This window comes from Citrobacter sp. wls757 (genome assembly GCF_005280935.1).
Lineage (GTDB): Bacteria > Pseudomonadota > Gammaproteobacteria > Enterobacterales > Enterobacteriaceae > Citrobacter > Citrobacter portucalensis.
The window spans coordinates 141878-160883 of record NZ_SZWU01000060.1 but is presented as its reverse complement, the minus strand read 5'-3'; the positions used below and the strand labels follow the sequence as shown (position 1 = coordinate 160883).

The following is a 19006-nucleotide window of genomic DNA, read 5'->3' as shown; positions in this document are numbered from 1 at the left end:
ATCCAACCTCCCTATCGATGAGTGGCGTCAATCCCCCTCCAGAGAGGGGGTTGATTAGCGTCAGTATGAGGTCCGTCTGTATTGACGATACTGCGGATGCCAAAAAATCTCGTCAATTTTGCCGAGTAATGATTCCTCCGGTATACGAATGGCTACGCCATCGCGTTGCGCTGCAATACCAACACTAAAGGCAATAGCCTTTGTTACTTCCTGAATATTATTTATATCCGGTAATAATGGAGAATCTTTATTGCTTTTCATTGGCGAAAAAGAGGCTAACGTTCGGCTTGCCGTTATTAGCATATTTTCTGTAATTCGTGTGGCGCAGCTTGCCAGACACCCTAGTCCAATACCAGGGAAGATGTAAACATTATTACATTGTGCAACGGGATACTCCTTTCCTTTGTATATTACGGGATTAAATGGACTTCCCGTTGCAACAATGGCGTTTCCCTCTGTCCATTCAATAATATCTTCCGGCCTCGCCTCGACCCGTGAAGTTGGGTTGGATAACGGCATGATTATTGGGAGCTTACAGTACTTGTACATTTCCCTAATAATAGCTTCGCTAAATAAGCCTGGTTGGCCGGTAACACCTATCAACACCGTAGGATGCGCGTGACAAACAACATCCATCAGCGTCATTTTTTCGCTTTCCACACCCCAGCTTTCGACGATCGTTCGAGGCTGTGACAGTTGTCGCTGAAAAGGTGGAAGGTTTGCCTGGTCATCAGTCAACAATCCGAACCGATCCACCATAAAAATTCTGGCGCGAGCTTCCACTTCAGACAAGCCTTCAGCGACCATCTGCTGAACAATATGCTCAGCAATACCGCAACCAGCCGATCCGGCCCCCAGTAATACGACTGTTTGCTCGCATAATGAACGACCGGAGACTGAGCTCGCCGCCATTAAACATCCTAGCGCGACGGCAGCAGTTCCCTGGATGTCGTCATTAAAACAGCACATCTCATCTCTGTATCGCTCCAGAAGAGGAAGTGCCGTTTGCTGAGCAAAATCTTCGAATTGCAGTAGGACCTCAGGCCATCGACGTTTAACCGCGTTTATGAACATATCCACAAACTCAAAATATTCTTCCCCGGTAATTCTTGGGTGACGCCATCCCATATAAAGAGGATCATTTAGCAGTTGAGAATTATTGGTTCCAACATCCAGCAGAATAGGTAATGTATTTGCCGGATTTATACCACCGCAGACGGTATACAAAGACAGTTTGCCGATTGGAATCCCCATACCGCCAATACCTTGATCCCCAAGTCCCAGGATCCGTTCACCATCGGTGACGACGATGACACGAATATGCTGTTTCGTGGCATTATGCAATATATCATCAATTTTATGGCGATCCGGCCATGCGATAAACAAGCCTCTGGCCCTACGGTAAATATCAGAAAAATGTTCACATGCATGGCCAACAACAGGTGTATAAATAATAGGTAGCATTTCTGCTAAATGTTTATTTACCAGATAATAGAATAGCGTTTCGTTAGTGTCCTGAATGTTCCTAAGGTAGATATGCTGTGCAATAGCAGACTTAAAATCGCTAAACTGGCGATATGCTCGATGGGATTGCTCCTCAATTGTTTCAACTGCATTGGGTAGCAATCCTTCCAAATTGAATATCACTCGTTCCTCTTTGCTAAAAGCACTTCCTTTATTAAGAAGAGGAGATTCGAGTAGAACAGAACCTGAGTAAGGAATATAGAGTAAATTATCTACATTTTCATTTAACATAGTGTTCATCCAGATAAAAATCTTCCGTATTCAGTTACTATTACATACTGGAAATTAGCGTATTAGCGATTAGCATAGTTATGATTCCACCAAGTGCCGGAATGACCGTTCTGCGCACGATCATAAATGGGGAACACTCACCCGATTTACTGACGGCAATAATAATACCGGCTACGGGCGACATTGCGCGCCCCATCCCAGCCATCAGTTGCATTGGCAGAAGCATATGTACGGCGTTCATACCAAACTTTGTTGCAATAGACTGCGCCATACCGGCAAATGAAAAGAAGGCTGCAACCCCCGATCCTGTCAGTACGGCCGTTACCCCGACCAAACATGCCATTACAATCGTCATGCTGGTGAAACCAAAGCCAGCGTTATGTGTCGCATCGAGTAAATAATCCACTGCACCAATTTTTTGTAATCCCTGTGCGAAAATTTCGGCGCATACCAGTAATGAAACGATACTGGTAAACATACTCCCCATACCTTTAAAGAAGACTTGTACTCCCTTGCAGCACTCTTTAAAGTTTCGTTTTACACATAGCTCAAAAATAAAGGCGACAATAGTTCCGATAACCATTGCAGTCACGACATCGACTTTAATGGTATCAACAACCAACGGACTGAACACCAATACCAGAACGACAGGAAAAATGGGCAATAACCCGTAGAACTTAGGTGCTGGCGCGTCATCTTTTTCAGCAATCTCGGGAGGCACAGCACGTTGTGACGCAACAACATGTCCATCTTTTTTGTCAAAATATTTCGCCGTAAAATAGATTAATATAGAAACGACAACCATCACCGCCGCAGCTACCGGCATCTGATAATGAGCAAAATACAGTGCTGTTTCCATGCCAGCATATTCAGCAGCTAAGTTCGCGGTGCCAACGGCCGGCCCAAGATCCATAAAGGCACACATGCCAATCATGGCCGCGGCAGCGGCCTTACTTACCCCAAGTCGAACCAAGACCGGGAAAAATGTCACCAGTAATAACATTGCAAGGCCCGCAGCACTGGAGATGGCAACATGGAGCAATTGCGCAAAAATGTAGCCGATGGCAAGGATCAGGTAAGGTGCTTTTAAAGCCTCCAGCGGCCGAATGCAGACATCAACCATGGCCTTTGAAGCTTTAATATGATCCATATAGCTGGCGAAACCACCGGCCGCCATAATAATCAAACCGATCCCTGCTACCTGCGTTGATAATGAACCTTTTACAAAAGCAAATATATCAATCCAGACAGACCCTGTGGATTTTGCATTTCCATATAAGATACTTTTTTCAGGGTAGAAAATGGCTGTAATTGTTAACAAGGAAAGCCCCGCTAACAGCAAAATAGTTTGCGGCTGGTAATTCTTGATAATTAACCAAGCCGCAACGACAGTAATAACTATCGCAATAATAAAAGCACTCATGGATATGTCCTGTTATTTATTCGTCAAGATATTAATAATCCATATAGCCACAGTGGTTACATGAGGATAACAAACAATAATGTCGTTGAGTGTGCATGATGTATTTAGCTAAAATTATGCTCCATCATCAGAATTAATATCGTTAAGCATCATTCCAGCAACCAGTGCGGTTCTGGTAACGATATTTTCGGGTAATATATGCTCATGGAGCGCATGGATACCGGCTCCTGTCGCACCAAGGCCATCTAATGTAGGAATACCTAACGCCGCGGTGAAGTTTCCATCACTACCACCTCCAGCCGATTTCGCGGTAATCGTAATGCCCAGTATTTCCGCAATCTTTTGCGCTTTTTCAAATAGCTGTTCGGAAGCTGAAGAACGTTCCATCGGTGGGCGAGTTTGCCCTCCTTCAATCCTGAGTTGGCTACCCTGCAAATGAGGTGTCAAACGGGTGATAGCATCATGGATCCGTGCAGCTTCTGACTGATTTTCCACTCTGGTATCAATTTCTAATTCGGCATAATCCGCGACGACATTGACCCGACTGCCACCCCGTACAATACCAACGTTAACGGTGGTACCGCGCTCAGGATCATTCAACTCTCGCAATTTGAGGATCTGAAAAGCCATTTCCTCAATAGCACTAACCCCCTCACCAGGATTATTGCCTGCATGCGCAGCAAGACCTGTGATAGCAATGCGGTAGCGGCCAGTGCCTTTACGGGCAATTTTTAAATCACCATGAGTTGTCGCCGGTTCAACAACCAAAACTTGCTCAGATCCTGTAGCATTACGGATAATCCATTCCTTCGAACTTGGACTTCCGAGTTCTTCATCACTATTGCACAGGAAAACAATGCGCTTACCGCCGAGCTGCCCGCTCTCTTTTAACGCACGAACTGCCCAGATAGACTGAATCATCCCGGCTTTCATATCGAGGATTCCCGGACCATACCATTTCCCCTCTTCTTCGCGAAGTGAGAGTACCCCTTTATCCCAGACCGTATCAAAATGCCCCAAAATTGTGGTTTGCGGGCCCTTTTTTCCCAGAACAAATTTTAACTGGTTACCGTAATGTGTCTGTTTTTCAGTTTCAGCCTGTATACCCAGACGCTTTTCGAAAATAGCTTTTAAAACGTCACCACAGTGGTCAACAGCAGCTTTATCCGTTGAAGGAGACTCAGCCAGTACCAAATCGCTGATATCTTCCATGATAAGGTCAGTATGTTTCTGTAAGTAATTAACAACGCTCTTCATTGCCACACTCTCCGTATAGGTATTTAGCATTAGTATGTAATGAATCCCGGTTGAAAAAGAATCAGGTTCCTATGCTATTATTGTTGCCTTCAGGTCAACAATAATGGCAAAAACATGACATTGAGCACCTATCCAGAAAAAGCGATCCGTTATTTATATATGGTCGGATTGTACGGTGGGATCCGCAGAGCCGCCGACATCCTTGGCTTTAACCCTTCGGTTGTCAGTCGCCAAATCTCTCTTCTGGAAAGAACAATACAGCTGCCATTGTTGGAGAAAAGAGGACGTAACGTTGTCCTCACCGAGGCGGGAAGATTACTGGCTGATGACTACGCCATTACTCAACAAAAACGCAATGAACTTGAGCGGCAACTCAGCGATATGCGCCATATGCGTGGAGGGACAGTTACGCTGCGCGTTGGACAAGGGATGGTCCAGGAAATCATTACCCACGTCGTGAGCGATTTTGCCCAAATCTACCCGAATGTGTTTGTCGATATCACCTCTGGCAACATGGAAACATCGATGGAACTCATTGCAAGAGGTGAAGTGGATATGGCCGTAGGATTTGGTCCCGTTGGGCAACCGGCACTTAAACGGTATAGCTATAACCGGGGAGCCATTTGTGCCATTGTCAGGAAGGATCATGTTATTTCTGGTTTAAAGAAAGTAACGCTTCAGGAACTTTCCCGGCATCGCCTGATTGCTATGCATGACAATTTTGGGCTTCAGCGATATCTCACTGCGATGTTTCGCGATGAAGCGATTATGTTCAGGCCATCCTACTGCTGTAATCTGTTTACCAGCGCAATAGCCCTGTGCCGTGCGGGACTGGGGATTGCTTTTATGACAGAACAAACTGCTAATGCAAATTCTTATCCTGGGGAATTGACGGCAATACCGATTGATCATCATATTGCCAGAGAGTGTCAGTGGCATGTATTGCGTAGCTCCGATCATCGTTTTACACCGGCTGCTCATTACTTATGGAAGTTGCTGTGTAATTATTTAAGTGACTCCAGCACATAGGAATGCAAAACATCACGCAGTTTAACAATCAGGTGCGACTCGCCCGGCGCACAGCCTGAGTAAATAGCATTCTGCAAAATTAACAAAATATAATCATTTAAAAACTAAAAATACATATGAATCAGTGCGATAAACAACATCAGGGACAGTTGATAGCGGGTTATAGCAGCTATTAATGTGTCCCTTTTTATGTCCCTGCTCCTAAAGATGCCCCCAAAATCACGCCTCAAGTGGGGTAAAACCACTCCAAAACCACACAGGTTATTCAAGCCTCTCATCATCCGTACTTATGGCCTTCAACTATTCAAATTTCACGTGAAAAACAGTACCTCCTCATACGACTGCTCAGTGCCAACAGCGGACATTGTTTCGGTCTACTGTCAGTGTTGTAACTTTTCTTAACTGACTGTTTTTGTGGGGCTGGCGGGAATTGAATCTGCGAGCACACAGAAAAGTGATCCAGAAAATTAACCATTAAAGGCAATTTATCCGTAACCGAGCCCCACTTAACATAAGTGCACGACTGGTTATTTCATTAATTTAGTAATATTGGGCCGATTGCGATATTTATTATCCCATGGCATACCATAGCCAATGAGTAGATCATCACTCTCCATTTCATAGGCAAAATACTGTTTTACAGGAATATTCACTCTTCCAGGTTTGACGAAGAGGACGGCAACAGACAGGGATGCTGGATTGAAATTATCTAAGATATATTTAATAAGGCGCTTCATTGTACCACCTGATTCTATTGCATCATCAATAAGAATGACATGACGATTTTCAATCTCAATATTTTGATGGTAAACAATAGTGGATTTGTTATTTCGTTCCCCAGGTGTGTGAGGGCAGGATATGTAATCCATGCTTACATCAAACTTCAGCTTTCTTGTTAAGTCTGCTGTATAGAGAATACCGCCTGGAACAACAGTTATAACAACAGCATCGGTGTAGTCATTGTTCAACTGCTCAGCCACACGACTGACACCGACAGCAATACTTTCTTCATCAAGAATAACTTCACCAATATGATGATTCATCGTTCGAACTCCACGTATGTTGTAATAACGAACTAAGCATTCAACTTATCAATCAAAAAGACTTCTTTCCGATTAATTTTCAACCAGAGACAATAGCCTGTTTGCAAGTATTTCACCATCGTGTTTACCACGCACCCAGACATCTTCAAACTCATCCAGCACACAGGTGTAGCGGGTTGATTCATTGATTTCATCCGAGAGATAGGCAAATTCACCCACATATTTTTCAATTGAAAGAAATCTCTGATTTCCCAGAACCATCAACTCAGGCAAGGCAATGGATGCGTCTGCATCGTGCCATTGCTGGATAAAACGATTAGCAACATCCTGCAAACCCAGTCCATGACTCTCACGGCATTCTAAAATATTAGCGATCAGTGCTACGGGGCATCTTGCTTTTGCTATGGCTGCGATTACGCCCTTAACCTGAAGATGTGGCATGATACTGGTATAAAAACTGCCAGGACCGAAAGCGACAAGATCCGCGTTCTTTATGGCTTCCAGCACGGCAGTATTTACCTGAGCATTGCTTCCGTTGGACGTTTGCAATGTGACAGAATTGATGCCAATCTCCGCCTGTTGCCTAGAAAGATGGGTAATTCTGTCCTGAGGTGAAACATGCTGCCCATCATTAAGATTAGCGGAAAGCACAAGATCATTATTGAGTGAAGAAGGCCAGACTTCTCCTGTAATGCCGCAGAGTTTTCTGAAAACAAAAATCGCGGTATTCATATCCCGATTATGTGCCAAATAGGCGCCGGTTAAGATGAAATTCCCGATACTGCCATTACGGTAGTCAAATGCGACACCCACCGTGGTAGAAAAAATCTGGAGATAATTAACAATTGCGCCTCTCAATCCAGTATCGAGGCGCTCAAGCAAAGGATGTCTGTCCTCCGCATAAGCCTGAAATTCTCTCAAAGCTTCCTGAGTTTCCCCCTCGGATGATAAACGGGTATTGCAGATGCGAACGATATCACCCGAACAGTTTTCACCATAGGCCATGGTCATTAGCGCCTGGCGGATATCACCTACAGATAATACATCGATATTTTCTCTAATTGATCGTGAGCTTCCACCGCTATCCCACGCAGGAACAATACGAGTCAAAGAAACTGGATGGTGGCAAAGCGCAATATTCAGAGAACGGCATGCACTGCCACCAGAAAACAAAACAATACGCTTCACTTTAAATCTCCTGGTGCAATTTTAGTGTTTTACTTAATGCCAGACTTAGCATTAATACGAGAATCATGAGTGCCGCTACAAAGATAAAGGCAGCAGGCAAAGAACTTCGGTGGGCAATAAAACCAATCATGGCTGGTCCTGCAAGTACGCCGATATACCCCATCGTAGTCACAGCTGGAACTGCAACTGCCTGCGGCATGCTCTGCTGTTTGCCAATCTGGCTGAACATAACAGGTACAATGTTTGCGCAGCCTGCGCCTATAAAGAAATAGCCGGCAAGGAGTGCGGGAATTGAGCTAACCAGGATAATGAGGCAAAAACCGAAAAAGGCCAGAATTGCACCGTAAATGACGACAGGCAAAGCGCCAAGGCGACTAATGACCGCATCACCGCTAAGTCTTCCCACCGTCATAGCGACAGCAAAGCAAGTGAAACCGAGACCTGCCTGAGAATCCGCAACTTGCCTTACTTCCGACAGATAAACAGCACTCCAGTCAAGTACGGTTCCTTCAGCCAGAAAAACGATAAAGCAGATGACACCTAAGAGCAGGACATCTCCTTTAGGAAAGGAAAATGATGGGCCTTCTGCTGGGCTGGCATAGGTAAGAAGTTGTCTGTAACTGGCTATTAACAACAAGAAGATAATGAGACAGACTGACAATGATGCTGTGTGAATGTTCAGACCAACAGTGAGCAGGCAGGTCATTACGCCAGCTCCCGCAATACCTCCTACGCTATACATCCCATGGAAACCGGACATAAGTGGGATGCTTTCGTTTTTCTCTACCAGTATTGCCTGAATATTCATGGCGCAGTTGGCAAGGCCAATCCCAGTGCCGAACGTGAGTAGAAGAAGGCCAAGTGAAACGGGGTCATTGGCTAATGTTAAAAACGGCATGGATAACAGAATAATCAGTACTGCACAGCCGATAATTTTACGACAGCCGAAGCGAGCTGTGAGAGGCCCTGCAAGGGGCATAGAAATAATAGCGCCCCCTCCTAGGCACAGGAGTAAAACACCCAAAACTGCCTCGTTAGCTCCAGTATTAATTTTTGCAAAAGGGACCATCACAGCCCAGGCTGACGTTGCCAATCCTGCGATGAAGAATATGCATCGTGTTGCAACTTTTTCGTTCATTCTTGTGCTCGCTTTGCGTTCGTTACGAGAGCGGTCTTTCGCATTTTCGCACTGCACCAGCCTGACTCATGGATACACAAATGTTGCTCTGATAATGAGATAAAGGGGCACGGTCGAAACATGCTTTAACCAGCTGAAATTTATGTTGATTTATGAATCCCCTATGCGCCGGGGAGTAATGTAAATCAACGGAGTTGACACAGATAATATGAATGCACGATCATGCACCCTCTTGCTCGTTTAAATGAACTTAGGAGTTAACGTGCTCGATTATGCAGCTTTCCCGGATCAACGACAAGCCCTAATTCGTGAGCTCTTACAAGAAAAAGGACGGGTTGTTTGTGTCGAGCTTTCTGCTCAACTAGGTGTGTCAGAACACACAATTCGCCGTGATTTACATGAGCTTAGTAAGGATGGCGTTTGCAAAAAGGTATACGGTGGGGCTGTGGCCACACTGCCTGAAGTAGGGAATTATGCTGATCGCACAACTACAAAAACAGATGAAAAGAGCATGATCGCGCAAAAGTGCGCGCAACTTATCAAAGCAAATAGCTGTATCTTTATCGATTCAGGCACGACGAATCTTGCTATGGCCATAGCTCTTCCGGAGTCAGTGGCTTTAACTGTGGTGACAAACTCGCCAGAAATAGCTGCCATTCTATTAAGAAAACCGTTATGCGAAGTCATCATGCTGGGTGGAGCGGTTCAACGCTCATCTGGAGGGTGTGTTGGCAGTCCTGCCCTTGAACAAATTAAAGCAATTATCTTCGATCAGGGTTTCATCGGAGGTTGTGCAATGTCGTTAGAATCAGGTCTGACTGGTTTCGATTATGCTGATTGTGAGTTCAAGAAAGCGGTTATCAGACAGTGCAGCGAAGTGATTGTGGGATTAACATCCGACAAGATCCCTGCGGCCGCTCGCTATGTCGTTGCAAGTAGCAGCCAGATAGATGTGCTCGTCATTGAGGGGGGTGTGAGCAAAAAATATGCTGAAGTATTCCAGGAAGCTGATCTTCAGATTTATGAAATTTAGAGTAAGACTGTGCCGCCAGTCCGCATAACCCCCATGTCTGACTGTTTATGCTAACGCCGTTGTGGGGGGGGAAGTGCAAACGTCTGCTGTTCGCTCATGAGGGACAGCCATACTCAGATCACCCACATTTCAGGAGATTTGAGTATGAACACATCACCGTGGAACAAAGACCGTATCATCGGCCAAAAAAGACCACTTCAGATATCTCATATCTGGGGGATCCGAATCAGGCTTGAACTGGAAGGTAAAACGCGCGATTTGGCTCTGTTCAATATGGCCCTAGATAGTAAGCGTCGAGGCTGTGATCTGGTAAAACTCAAAGTATCTGATGTTGCATATGGTAGCTCTGTTTCAAGCAGAGCTACGGTGCTACAACAGAAAACCGGCAGCCCTGTCCAATTTGAGATAACCAAAGGGACAAGAGAGGCTGTTTCTGCATTGATAAAGCTTGGCAATTTACACAGTAAAGACTACCTGTTCCGATCTCGGGTCGGTACTAACCAACACATATCACCCCGGCAATACAACCGAATTTTTCATGGGTGGGTAGCAAAAATTGGTCTCGAAGATTCGCTTTACAGTACACATTCCATGAGAAGAACAAAACCTTACCTGATCTACAAGAAAACTAAGAATCTTCGTGTGATTCAACTCCTGTTAGGTCATAAGAAATTGGAAAGCACGGTCCGTTATCTGGGCATTGAAGTCGATGATGCGTTAGAGATTTCTGAATCGATTGAAGTCTAAGGTTGTCAGGGCTGCAACAGCAGCCCTGTGCCAGGAGCGGACACTGTTTGTCCTTATCTTGTGTGCATGAAACTAAGAAATCACGAATGAACTATTTCTTAGAATCACTAATAACAAAGGGAAGCATGATTTATATATATAACCTAGAATTTAGAATGCATTAGTTATGCTCTGGATGATAGCAATATTAATTAACCAAGACTACTTTAGTCTTGGTTAAGGACTTTTTATTACTAATTTAAAATTTATTAAATCATCAGCCAATAACATTGGCGATCGATAAAACCTATCTATTTAAGAGTTTAAATCTCGTAATTTATCTATTAATTCCAGGTAGCACTTTTTGCAAAACAGCGATTGGATTTTCAGAAGTTGATATTTCGAAGGGGAAATTTTCACGCTTGAACAACGGTGAGCGGAGATCCACTTCGAGCTTAATTTGTTGCTCATCGGATTTATTCGAAAGTTTGAAAACTGTTGCATCATTCCCAATTGTAGAGCTAGCCAACGCTTCGATCTCTTTGTCGCTACTGTTAAATTTCATACCGAGCATTACTGGTAATAAAATAGCACCAAGTTTCATACGGAGGAGTGTATCTTCATCTACAATCTTATTTGGAGCAGCATATTGTAAGGCAGCATAAATGTCTTTATAACTTGCTTCAAGTTCGTGCTTTTCTCTAACATCGAACCCAGCTGATTCTAATGCTGCACGATCTGGCTTTCCTGCTCCAATATCTGCTGTCTCACGGTAATAATTTTCGATGGCTCCCCGACGTAAAAAATAGCATCCAACCTTTTCTAATGAACTCAAGAGTAAATTATATTTTATGAGAAGTCTTTCAGCACTGGAAGATGTTTCTGTACCAAAACTTCTGGGATTAGTAAGAATACGAGCTAACGTAACTCGACGTTTAGTATCTGCTCCAGATTCTTTACTTGACCAATCAGGGTAATCATCAGCTGCCATATCGATCTCCGCTTTGAAGTCAGCAATGAAACTTGTAATTTCTCCTCTCAAATCTCTGTCAAAATCAGCGAGATTTGTTCGCCCGATTTGATCTGCAATAGCCATAGCTTCTGGTAATCCGCTAAAATAATTAACTAAATCATTCTCATCAGCCAAAGCGTCAAGATCTGCCAGCAAACTTACTTGTTTATTCATTAATCTAAAAAGCTTAGCAGCCTCTATAAATTCGCCCTTTCCAGTAACGGGAAGTATTTGGGCATTACGCGCAAGCATGCGGAGACCAAACTTTCTTGCCAATTGTGTTACAATTATTTCGTCGCTCGGGCCTTCGACCAGTAATACATGCTCAGCAAACATTGCTGTTCGATGGGTAGCGCTAAGGCGTGCTATCAATGCGGTCAGCTTTCTACTTTTCAGAATTTCTGATTTGCTTTCTATCTGAGCTGGAACCCGCTGTGCCGAGTTGAAAAATATTATTTTTGATAATTCTTCAATTCGCCGAAGCGGTAACATGGAAGGTGAATGTGTTGCTATGATAATTAATTTTTTAGTCGGATCACTAGGATCTCCTGCTACCAACTCCATTTCTTCGAGCAAAAATGCTTGATGCTGTGGGTGGAGTGAGATTTCTGGCTCATCGATTATTAATGTACCTATCTCGTCGTTATGAATTGCCGAAAGTAACGCGATAACCTGTAGAATTCCACTTGCTTCGTGATTAGCTGGATAGCCATCACCACTAGTGACGGATGTCATCCTAATAATCATTCCGCTCTGAGACCACTTTAGCTCAACACTTCTGTCAAACAATTGCTGCAAGCGCGCTTCAATCTTTAACTTGAGATCAGGTCTCCGATCTAAGACCATTAAGTCCCCAGTGATACTTTCAAAATTCCACCAGTTATCCATGTAACCTATATTACCAACTGCAGCATTGTTAGTATCGACACCATGAGGAGAATTTGAACTAGACCTATAAGATTCTAATGGGCTACTACGTCCTGCCGAGAGAAAATGTACTTTCCTATTATTAGCGTTTAATAGGTTTTCACTCATTAACTGTGATTTTATTGCACGTAGTGCTCTGGTTTTCCCACTACCATTCGGTCCAACCAATACTGTAATACCAGGGCCGACTTTTATTGTCGCTATTGTACCTAGATTATCGACCAGTGGATATTTAACACTAATAGGCCAAGTAAACTCATCAGATTCATTATTCACAATTATTTCAATCCCTTATGGTATCATTTTGTAAAGTGCGAACTCTGAGAATACTAAAAAAAATTTCATTATCATAATAATTTTTAATAAACGAAAAAAATTTTAAAGCAGATGTCCGCTTCTCGCTCACAGCAGACCTTCTGTCCGCAAAACCTCGAGTTATTTCTCTTTCCTGTAGCTGGAAAGGCGGTGCTCAAGGTTGGTCCGAACCTGCGGCCACTCATCATCAATTATGCTGTACCGTATGGAAGTACGTTTTCGACCATCAGGCATAATTCGTTCATTTCTGATGATGCTTTCCTGGATCGCACCAATACGGAGAATGGCAGCCTGCGAGCGCTCATTCAATACATCAGTCGTAAACTGAACGCGAACACACTTCAGTTGCTCAAAGGCGTACCGCAGCAATAACAGTTTACTCTCGGTATTTGCAGCTGTTTTTTGCCAGCTTTGTGAATACCAGGTGTGACCAATTTCGAGCTTTCGGTTTTCTCTATCAATCTTCCAGAAACGTGTTGACCCAATGACACGTTGATCTGACGAAAGCGTTACAGCAAACGGCATGACTGTGCCTTCGATCTGCCCCTTGAGGGCTTTCTGAATGTACGAATCTGCGGTGTCAGCAGACGGAACCACCGTAAATGGCAGGGACCAGAGTTCCCCATCCGCAGCCGCATCAATCAATAGCTGAGCATCTGTCTCAAGCAGAGGACGGAGCGTGACAAGAGATCCTTGCAATGTAGGCGTCATATTTGTGACCTCACAATTATTTTGTGTCGATTGATTGAGCTGCATAATCCTGTACTGAATGAATTACTATGCCCCGTTTGCATTGAATAATCGACTTATCAAGAGTCGATTATCTGCTCACTGCTCATGATGGTAACTTGTCAACTCCGTGCCAGTAATGGACTTCCCTCTTTTGTTAAACAACGATGTTGAAACGAAACCGTTTCATGATAAATCTATAAATGTAATGAGGCGATTAAAAGAGGGCTGAAACAGTTAACCTTGACCTCAACACCAAACGCGCAAACTTTCTACGAAAAGCATGGTCTTATGTTTATCAAGGAAACGATATCCCCATCAAGACTTGCCCAAACAGATCTGCGTTGTATGGATATGTCCATCGCATTATCAGCCTGAGTTTTCTTTTGCTCTTGGCAGGAGAACTCACCAACGGAAATCTAATCGCTATGAGTTCAGTACGGCAGCTTCGAAGTCTTGGGCGGATAACTTCTGTGTCCAAACTCACCCCACCCCTTTGTGATACGATATTAGCTTTAAATTGTCACATGAGGTCAGATTTTGAATTCATACATTTTCCTTGCCGGGGCCATCATAGCTGAAGTCATAGGTACAACCCTGATGAAGTTCTCTGACGGATTCACACGCCTATGGCCATCTGTAGCGACTATTGTGTGCTACTGCACAGCCTTTTATCTTCTCTCCCAAACTCTGTCGACCATTCCAACGGGTATTGCATACGCAATTTGGTCAGGTGCTGGAATCGTATTAATCAGTCTTTTGGGCTGGTTGGTAAGTGGGCAAAAGTTAGATTTTCCGGCGATCGCAGGTATGCTTCTTATTTGTGCTGGGGTTCTGGTTATTAATATTTTTTCAAAATCCTCCCCACATTGATCCTCTTATCTTGATCGAGTAGGAAAAGTGCATATGAAAATACCAATACTCCATACGGAACGCTTGCTGTTAAAACCATTAGAAGCCAAAGATGCCTCGCAGATTCAGGTGCTTTATCCCCGCTGGGAGATAGTTCGTTATATGGTCTCCTCAGTACCCTGGCCCTATCCTGATAACGGTGCGGAGAATTACGTCAATAACGTTGCCCTGCCTGATATGGATAAAGGGATTGCGTGGATCTGGACTATCAGACTCCGTGAGGCCCCTGACGCTCTCATAGGTTTAATTTGCCTTTATGACGTTGAGGATAATAACCGTGGATTTTGGTTAGCTCCGGAATATCAGGGGCAGGGTTTTATGCGTGAGGCCAGTAATGTCGCTACGGATTACTGGTTTAATACGTTAAATAAGACGGTATTGCGTGCGCCGAAAGCCTCTCTCAATATCCGTTCCAAACGTATTTCAGACAGAAGCGGCATGCGGCTTATCAAGACGGAAAAGAAAGAGTATGTCAGCGGTTTGCTGGATTCTGAACTTTGGGAAATCACGTGCGACGAATGGAACGCTCGTCAGGTTGGTTAATATAAATTATGGAATGTCCATAACCGAACCGCAGAGAATTTCTATTTTTGCCCTGCACCAATGGCAAGTTTATTAATCCTGCAGTTGCGATCATAATAAATAGATACGCAGCGAAGCCTGTCACTCGCGGGCAACATGAGTAATGCTATCTTATTTGAGGATTCTGGCATGGCCCCCTTTCATCAACTGACTGCCACCAGTTTGCATGGCCAGCCCATCTGTATGACTGACTACGCTGGCAAACTGGTTCTGGTGGTTAATACCGCCAGCCATTGTGGTTTCACTCCACAATATGCAGGCCTCGAAGCGCTCTACAAGAAGTACGCCGCGCAGGGTCTGGTGGTGCTTGGTTTTCCCTGCAACCAGTTCGGTAACCAGGAGCCCGGTGGAGCCGACGAAATCGCGCAAACCTGTCACATCAACTACGGTGTGAGCTTCCCGATGTTTGAGAAAGTGGAAGTCAACGGTGCCGCTACGCACCCGGTATTTCGTTACCTGAAAGACGAATTACCTGGCGTGCTGGGTAGTCGGATCAAGTGGAATTTTACTAAGTTCCTGATCGGGCGTGACGGCAAGCCGCTTAAGCGATTTGCCCCCTTCACTACCCCAGAGAAAATAGAAACCACTATCCTTACAGCGCTTAAAGTCTGAGCGCCTCTGTAATTCGAACCGACCCTGGTACGCCCCAGTTCGCTGTCTGAATAAAAAACACTCTGCAAAATCAACAAAATATAATCAACTTGCTTAATTACTCTGCAATCGCGTGAGATCAGGAAGAAAAATGCTATTTCCCTCTTGCCTCATTCGGTCTGTGCCGCTAATATTCGTCCCCGTTGTCACATACAACGTTGCGTTCATAGCTCAGTTGGTTAGAGCACCACCTTGACATGGTGGGGGTCGTTGGTTCGAGTCCAATTGAACGCACCATTTTGCGTCCGTAGCTCAGTTGGTTAGAGCACCACCTTGACATGGTGGGGGTCGGTGGTTCGAGTCCACTCGGACGCACCAAATCATATCCCTTTGATTTGGTGCTATTTCACTTCAAAAATATTTTTTTATCTTCAGTTTGTATCCGTCAGTTTTATCATTTCCCATGATGATTCAATAGCACTGCGCTAAATCATTCTAAATTCCATGCTCAACGCGTATCATTCATCTTCTTCGCATAATGTCATTCGCCAGAGATCGGATACCATGCCCTCTTCCATCTTCCTGTTAGCCGCAGGCAGTTTGCGCCCTGCATTTACGCCATTGATAAGCCAGTTCACGCGCATGAGTGGAATAGACGTTAAGGTTGAATATGGTCCGGCCGGTTTATTGCGTGAGCGTATTGAAGCGGGAGAACCGTGTGCGCTCTTTGCCTCGGCCAACCGGGAACATCCGCAAAACCTGTTAGCACGTAATATAGCCGTCTCTACGCACACTTTTTGCTGGAACAAACTGAGCCTGGTCAGCAACCGAACCGGTGTCTGGCTGGATTTACTCCGCGACCCTACGCTGCGACCAGGTACATCAACGCCCGGCAGCGACCCTTCCGGAGACTATACCTGGGCATTTTTCGACAATATGGATGTACTGGAACCAGGACTCGGGCAACAGCTTCGGACGCGCGCAATCCCGCTGGTGGGTGGTCGTGATACGATAAAAATCCCGCAAGGTGAACTGGCGAGCGCCTGGATCCTGCGCCAGGGGCTGGCCGATCTGTTTATCGGTTACGCGCATTACGTACACGCGCTGCGCGCGATGCCCGACGTACATTACGTGGCTATTCCCGATGAGCACAATATTCGCTGCGAATACCAACTGGCGGTGCTTGATGCATCCAATGAAGTCATGGCACTGGTTGAATTCATACTCTCCCGCGGCGGGCAGGAATTTCTTAGCGCCGCAGGATTCTTAACGCTTAACGGCGAATAGAAAACAACGGTGCGATAAACGGCGTCTGGTAGTTCTCCACGCTGAGTTTTCTCAGCGTTAAGCCATAGGCCAGGAATAAATTCTCCTCCGTCACAATGCTGTTCGTGGGCCCTGCCCGCCATTTTCCTTCAGGGAGTAGCAGCAAAGTATGGGAAGCAACCTGTAACGCATGAAGCGGATCGTGAGTCGAAAAGAGAATACTGCATCCCTGTTGATGGGCCAGATCGCTAATGAGCTGCAGCACCACCTGCTGATTGGCGAGATCCAGCGCGGAACACGGTTCATCCAGTAACAGCGTTTGACACTCCGTCACCAGAGCCCGGGCAATCATCACCAACTGTTGCTGCCCGCCGGAAAGTGAGCCAAATGAGCTGGAGGCGAGATGCGCGATATTCAACTGCTCTAACGCCTGCATTGCTCTTTTTTGATCCTGCGGACTGGGTTGCGCAAACAGCTTCACGTGCTGTGCTCGCCCCATCAACACCACGTCGCTGACCGTGTACGGAAACGGCAAATGGCTATGCTGTGCCACAATCCCTATCCCACCGTTATTTTCAATACTCCCGCCTATAGAAGGCAGCGTGCCGGTTAACGTATCGAGCAGTGTACTTTTACCCAGACCGTTACGTCCCAGCACGGCCCAGATCTCACCTTTCTGGCAACAGAACGTTAGCGGCTCAAATAGCGGCGTACGATACCCATAAGTAAGCTGATTTACACGCAGTGCGGCAGGTATCATGATTTCTCCCGACGGCTGGTACGAATGAGTAAGAAAGCAAACAACGGCGCGCCGAACAATGCGGTAATAATCCCCAACGGTATCTCCGCGTGCATCAGGGTGCGAGCAATATCGTCCACCACAATCATAAATCCGCCCCCCAACCAGAAGGCGCACGGTAGTAAACGACGATGATCAACCCCCACCAGCAAACGCGCCAGATGCGGAATCACTAATCCAACCCAGGCAATACTGCCGCTGACCGCCACCTGAGCAGCGACCAAAAATGCGCAGCACACCAAAACGCTGCGTCGCAGAGGAACCACCGCCACACCCAGTGCTCTGGCATCTTTGTCATTGAGCGACAACAGGTTTATCCGCCAGCGTAGCTGGTACAAAACCGTCGCGGCGATACCGACCGGGACCGCCAACAGCAGCACTTTATGCCAGTTGGCCGTCGCGAAGCTGCCCAGTAGCCAGAACACAATATTAGGTAACGTCTCTTCGGTATCAGCCTGATACTGGATCAGGCTCACCAGCGCGGCAAAAAAACCGCTCAAAATGATACCCGACAGGATCAATACCAGCGTATTCTCCAGCCCCTGTAACGCAGCAATGGCATACACCAGGATCAACGCTGTCAGACCAAAGAAAAACGTTGATCCCATCATCAGCCAGGGCGAAAGACCGAGCAGGATGGCAAGTGTTCCACCAAAGGCCGCCCCCGACGTCACGCCGATAATATGCGGGTCGACCAGAGGGTTATGAAATACCCCTTGCAGCGTCGCGCCGCATAACCCAAGCGCGCCCCCCGCCAGCAGTGCCATCAGAATACGCGGTAGCCTGACCGTCCAGATAACCTGGCTGCCTACTCCTTCAGCGTCGCTATAGTGCGTCAGGTGGTAAAACACTTCGCTTAACGACAGCGGATACTGTCCGAGGCATAGCGAACTGACGCCCAGCAACAGGACCACAACGATTAAGAGCGGTTGCTGGGGCAAAATACGGTTACTTAGCTGCATCAGACTGCCAGTTCACACGATAAAAACGTTGATAGTAGTCCTGGGCCTGCGCATCAACGTCCACGTTTTTATAGGCATCCGGATACAGTTTTTTGGCCATCCAAAGTTCACCGATCGCCAACGCTTCCGGCATCGGATAGCCCCAGGCTTTGGCATATTCAGGCATCAACCAGACGCGATGATTTTTCACCGCATCAATCCCCTGCCAGTTCGGATCGTTTTGGATCTCAGTTACCACCTGCGGATAGCGATCCTGGACAAAAATCACCTGCGGGTTCCACGCTAATACCTGCTCCAGCGCAACCTGACGGGCACCTTT

The 19006-nt window shown here is 45.8% G+C and carries 18 protein-coding genes and 2 tRNA genes; 9 read left to right on the top strand and 11 right to left on the bottom strand.

What is annotated here, in order from left to right:
- Positions 1 to 60: 60 nt before the first annotated feature.
- The 3 genes from FDW94_RS15640 to FDW94_RS15630 all read right to left on the bottom strand — a co-directional run bounded on the left by FDW94_RS15640 (position 61) and on the right by FDW94_RS15630 (position 4435).
- The gene (locus FDW94_RS15640) at positions 61 to 1755 is read right to left on the bottom strand and encodes an NAD-dependent malic enzyme (RefSeq protein WP_137377860.1); all 1695 of its coding nucleotides are present in this window, start codon (positions 1753 to 1755) and stop codon (positions 61 to 63) included.
- Between the two features lie 40 nt (positions 1756 to 1795).
- Positions 1796 to 3178, bottom strand: coding sequence for a C4-dicarboxylate transporter DcuC (dcuC, locus tag FDW94_RS15635; protein ID WP_071446930.1), 1383 nt, complete (start codon positions 3176 to 3178; stop codon positions 1796 to 1798).
- Between the two features lie 114 nt (positions 3179 to 3292).
- On the bottom strand, positions 3293 to 4435 hold the full coding sequence (locus FDW94_RS15630; RefSeq protein WP_137377859.1) for a M20 family metallopeptidase: 1143 nt from the start codon (positions 4433 to 4435) through the stop codon (positions 3293 to 3295).
- Positions 4436 to 4549: 114 nt separating this feature from the next.
- Here FDW94_RS15630 and FDW94_RS15625 point away from each other — a divergent pair, with 114 nt between their 5' ends.
- Positions 4550 to 5464 carry a LysR family transcriptional regulator gene (locus FDW94_RS15625; protein WP_032943279.1) on the top strand — a complete coding sequence of 305 codons (915 nt, stop codon included), beginning with the start codon at positions 4550 to 4552 and terminating at the stop codon, positions 5462 to 5464.
- 527 nt (positions 5465 to 5991) lie between these two features.
- On the opposite strand, the gene FDW94_RS15620 is transcribed toward FDW94_RS15625, so the two are convergent.
- The 3 genes from FDW94_RS15620 to FDW94_RS15610 all read right to left on the bottom strand — a co-directional run bounded on the left by FDW94_RS15620 (position 5992) and on the right by FDW94_RS15610 (position 8833).
- Complete coding sequence (locus FDW94_RS15620; RefSeq protein ID WP_137377858.1) at positions 5992 to 6507, bottom strand: phosphoribosyltransferase family protein; 516 nt, start codon at positions 6505 to 6507, stop codon at positions 5992 to 5994.
- A gap of 72 nt (positions 6508 to 6579) precedes the next feature.
- Positions 6580 to 7695, bottom strand: a complete 1116-nt coding sequence (locus FDW94_RS15615; protein ID WP_137377857.1) for a gluconeogenesis factor YvcK family protein — start codon at positions 7693 to 7695, stop codon at positions 6580 to 6582.
- A gap of 1 nt (position 7696) precedes the next feature.
- Positions 7697 to 8833 (bottom strand): MFS transporter, encoded by a 1137-nt coding sequence (locus FDW94_RS15610; RefSeq protein WP_137377856.1) that lies wholly within the window; start codon positions 8831 to 8833, stop codon positions 7697 to 7699.
- 262 nt (positions 8834 to 9095) lie between these two features.
- Between FDW94_RS15610 and FDW94_RS15605 the strand changes: the two genes are divergently transcribed.
- Together FDW94_RS15605 and FDW94_RS15600 are read left to right on the top strand one after the other, a co-directional pair.
- Entirely contained in the window at positions 9096 to 9866 is a 771-nt protein-coding gene (locus FDW94_RS15605; protein WP_003832721.1) for a DeoR/GlpR family DNA-binding transcription regulator, read from the top strand.
- Positions 9867 to 10010: 144 nt separating this feature from the next.
- Positions 10011 to 10613 carry a site-specific integrase gene (locus FDW94_RS15600; RefSeq protein ID WP_137377855.1) on the top strand — a complete coding sequence of 201 codons (603 nt, stop codon included), beginning with the start codon at positions 10011 to 10013 and terminating at the stop codon, positions 10611 to 10613.
- A 316-nt stretch (positions 10614 to 10929) separates the two neighbouring features.
- Here FDW94_RS15600 and FDW94_RS15595 read toward each other — a convergent pair whose 3' ends face one another.
- Both FDW94_RS15595 and FDW94_RS15590 read right to left on the bottom strand, forming a co-directional pair.
- Entirely contained in the window at positions 10930 to 12807 is a 1878-nt protein-coding gene (locus FDW94_RS15595) for an AAA family ATPase (protein ID WP_249358558.1), read from the bottom strand.
- Positions 12808 to 12966: 159 nt separating this feature from the next.
- Positions 12967 to 13602, bottom strand: a complete 636-nt coding sequence (locus FDW94_RS15590) for a GNAT family protein (protein WP_234692304.1) — start codon at positions 13600 to 13602, stop codon at positions 12967 to 12969.
- A 513-nt stretch (positions 13603 to 14115) separates the two neighbouring features.
- Here FDW94_RS15590 and FDW94_RS15585 point away from each other — a divergent pair.
- The 6 genes from FDW94_RS15585 (at position 14116) to FDW94_RS15555 (ending at position 16947) form a co-directional block, all read left to right on the top strand.
- Positions 14116 to 14448, top strand: a complete 333-nt coding sequence (locus FDW94_RS15585; RefSeq protein WP_137377854.1) for an EmrE family multidrug efflux SMR transporter — start codon at positions 14116 to 14118, stop codon at positions 14446 to 14448.
- Between the two features lie 33 nt (positions 14449 to 14481).
- Positions 14482 to 15030, top strand: coding sequence for a GNAT family N-acetyltransferase (locus FDW94_RS15580; protein ID WP_137377853.1), 549 nt, complete (start codon positions 14482 to 14484; stop codon positions 15028 to 15030).
- A 168-nt stretch (positions 15031 to 15198) separates the two neighbouring features.
- Positions 15199 to 15681 (top strand): glutathione peroxidase, encoded by a 483-nt coding sequence (locus FDW94_RS15575; protein ID WP_137377852.1) that lies wholly within the window; start codon positions 15199 to 15201, stop codon positions 15679 to 15681.
- A 199-nt stretch (positions 15682 to 15880) separates the two neighbouring features.
- Positions 15881 to 15957 (top strand) — tRNA-Val (locus FDW94_RS15565).
- A gap of 4 nt (positions 15958 to 15961) precedes the next feature.
- Positions 15962 to 16038 (top strand) — tRNA-Val (locus FDW94_RS15560).
- A 186-nt stretch (positions 16039 to 16224) separates the two neighbouring features.
- On the top strand, positions 16225 to 16947 hold the full coding sequence (locus FDW94_RS15555; protein WP_137377851.1) for a substrate-binding domain-containing protein: 723 nt from the start codon (positions 16225 to 16227) through the stop codon (positions 16945 to 16947).
- On the opposite strand, the gene FDW94_RS15550 is transcribed toward FDW94_RS15555, so the two are convergent.
- From FDW94_RS15550 to FDW94_RS24335, 3 genes are all read right to left on the bottom strand, one after another.
- Positions 16934 to 17686, bottom strand: coding sequence for an ABC transporter ATP-binding protein (locus tag FDW94_RS15550; RefSeq protein WP_137377850.1), 753 nt, complete (start codon positions 17684 to 17686; stop codon positions 16934 to 16936). The genes FDW94_RS15555 and FDW94_RS15550 overlap by 14 nt on opposite strands.
- Positions 17683 to 18687: an iron ABC transporter permease gene (locus FDW94_RS15545; protein WP_137377849.1), complete on the bottom strand. Its 1005-nt coding sequence runs from the start codon at positions 18685 to 18687 to the stop codon at positions 17683 to 17685. Before FDW94_RS15545 ends, FDW94_RS15550 begins: the two co-directional genes overlap by 4 nt.
- Positions 18674 to 19006 (bottom strand): ABC transporter substrate-binding protein (locus tag FDW94_RS24335; RefSeq protein ID WP_249358556.1); only part of this gene is annotated, 333 nt, incomplete at its 5' end. The genes FDW94_RS24335 and FDW94_RS15545, both read right to left, overlap by 14 nt.

Bases quoted from the DNA above. Each gene is read 5' to 3' on its own strand.
- FDW94_RS15640 (WP_137377860.1), bottom strand. From the start codon at position 1,755: ATGTTAAATGAAAATGTAGATAATTTACTCTATATTCCTTACTCAGGT.
- dcuC (WP_071446930.1), bottom strand. From the start codon at position 3,178: ATGAGTGCTTTTATTATTGCGATAGTTATTACTGTCGTTGCGGCTTGG.
- FDW94_RS15630 (WP_137377859.1), bottom strand. From the start codon at position 4,435: ATGAAGAGCGTTGTTAATTACTTACAGAAACATACTGACCTTATCATG.
- FDW94_RS15625 (WP_032943279.1), top strand. From the start codon at position 4,550: ATGACATTGAGCACCTATCCAGAAAAAGCGATCCGTTATTTATATATG.
- FDW94_RS15620 (WP_137377858.1), bottom strand. From the start codon at position 6,507: ATGAATCATCATATTGGTGAAGTTATTCTTGATGAAGAAAGTATTGCT.
- FDW94_RS15610 (WP_137377856.1), bottom strand. From the start codon at position 8,833: ATGAACGAAAAAGTTGCAACACGATGCATATTCTTCATCGCAGGATTG.
- FDW94_RS15600 (WP_137377855.1), top strand. From the start codon at position 10,011: ATGAACACATCACCGTGGAACAAAGACCGTATCATCGGCCAAAAAAGA.
- FDW94_RS15590 (WP_234692304.1), bottom strand. From the start codon at position 13,602: ATGCAGCTCAATCAATCGACACAAAATAATTGTGAGGTCACAAATATG.
- FDW94_RS15580 (WP_137377853.1), top strand. From the start codon at position 14,482: ATGAAAATACCAATACTCCATACGGAACGCTTGCTGTTAAAACCATTA.
- FDW94_RS15575 (WP_137377852.1), top strand. From the start codon at position 15,199: ATGGCCCCCTTTCATCAACTGACTGCCACCAGTTTGCATGGCCAGCCC.
- FDW94_RS15555 (WP_137377851.1), top strand. From the start codon at position 16,225: ATGCCCTCTTCCATCTTCCTGTTAGCCGCAGGCAGTTTGCGCCCTGCA.
- FDW94_RS15550 (WP_137377850.1), bottom strand. From the start codon at position 17,686: ATGATACCTGCCGCACTGCGTGTAAATCAGCTTACTTATGGGTATCGT.
- FDW94_RS15545 (WP_137377849.1), bottom strand. From the start codon at position 18,687: ATGCAGCTAAGTAACCGTATTTTGCCCCAGCAACCGCTCTTAATCGTT.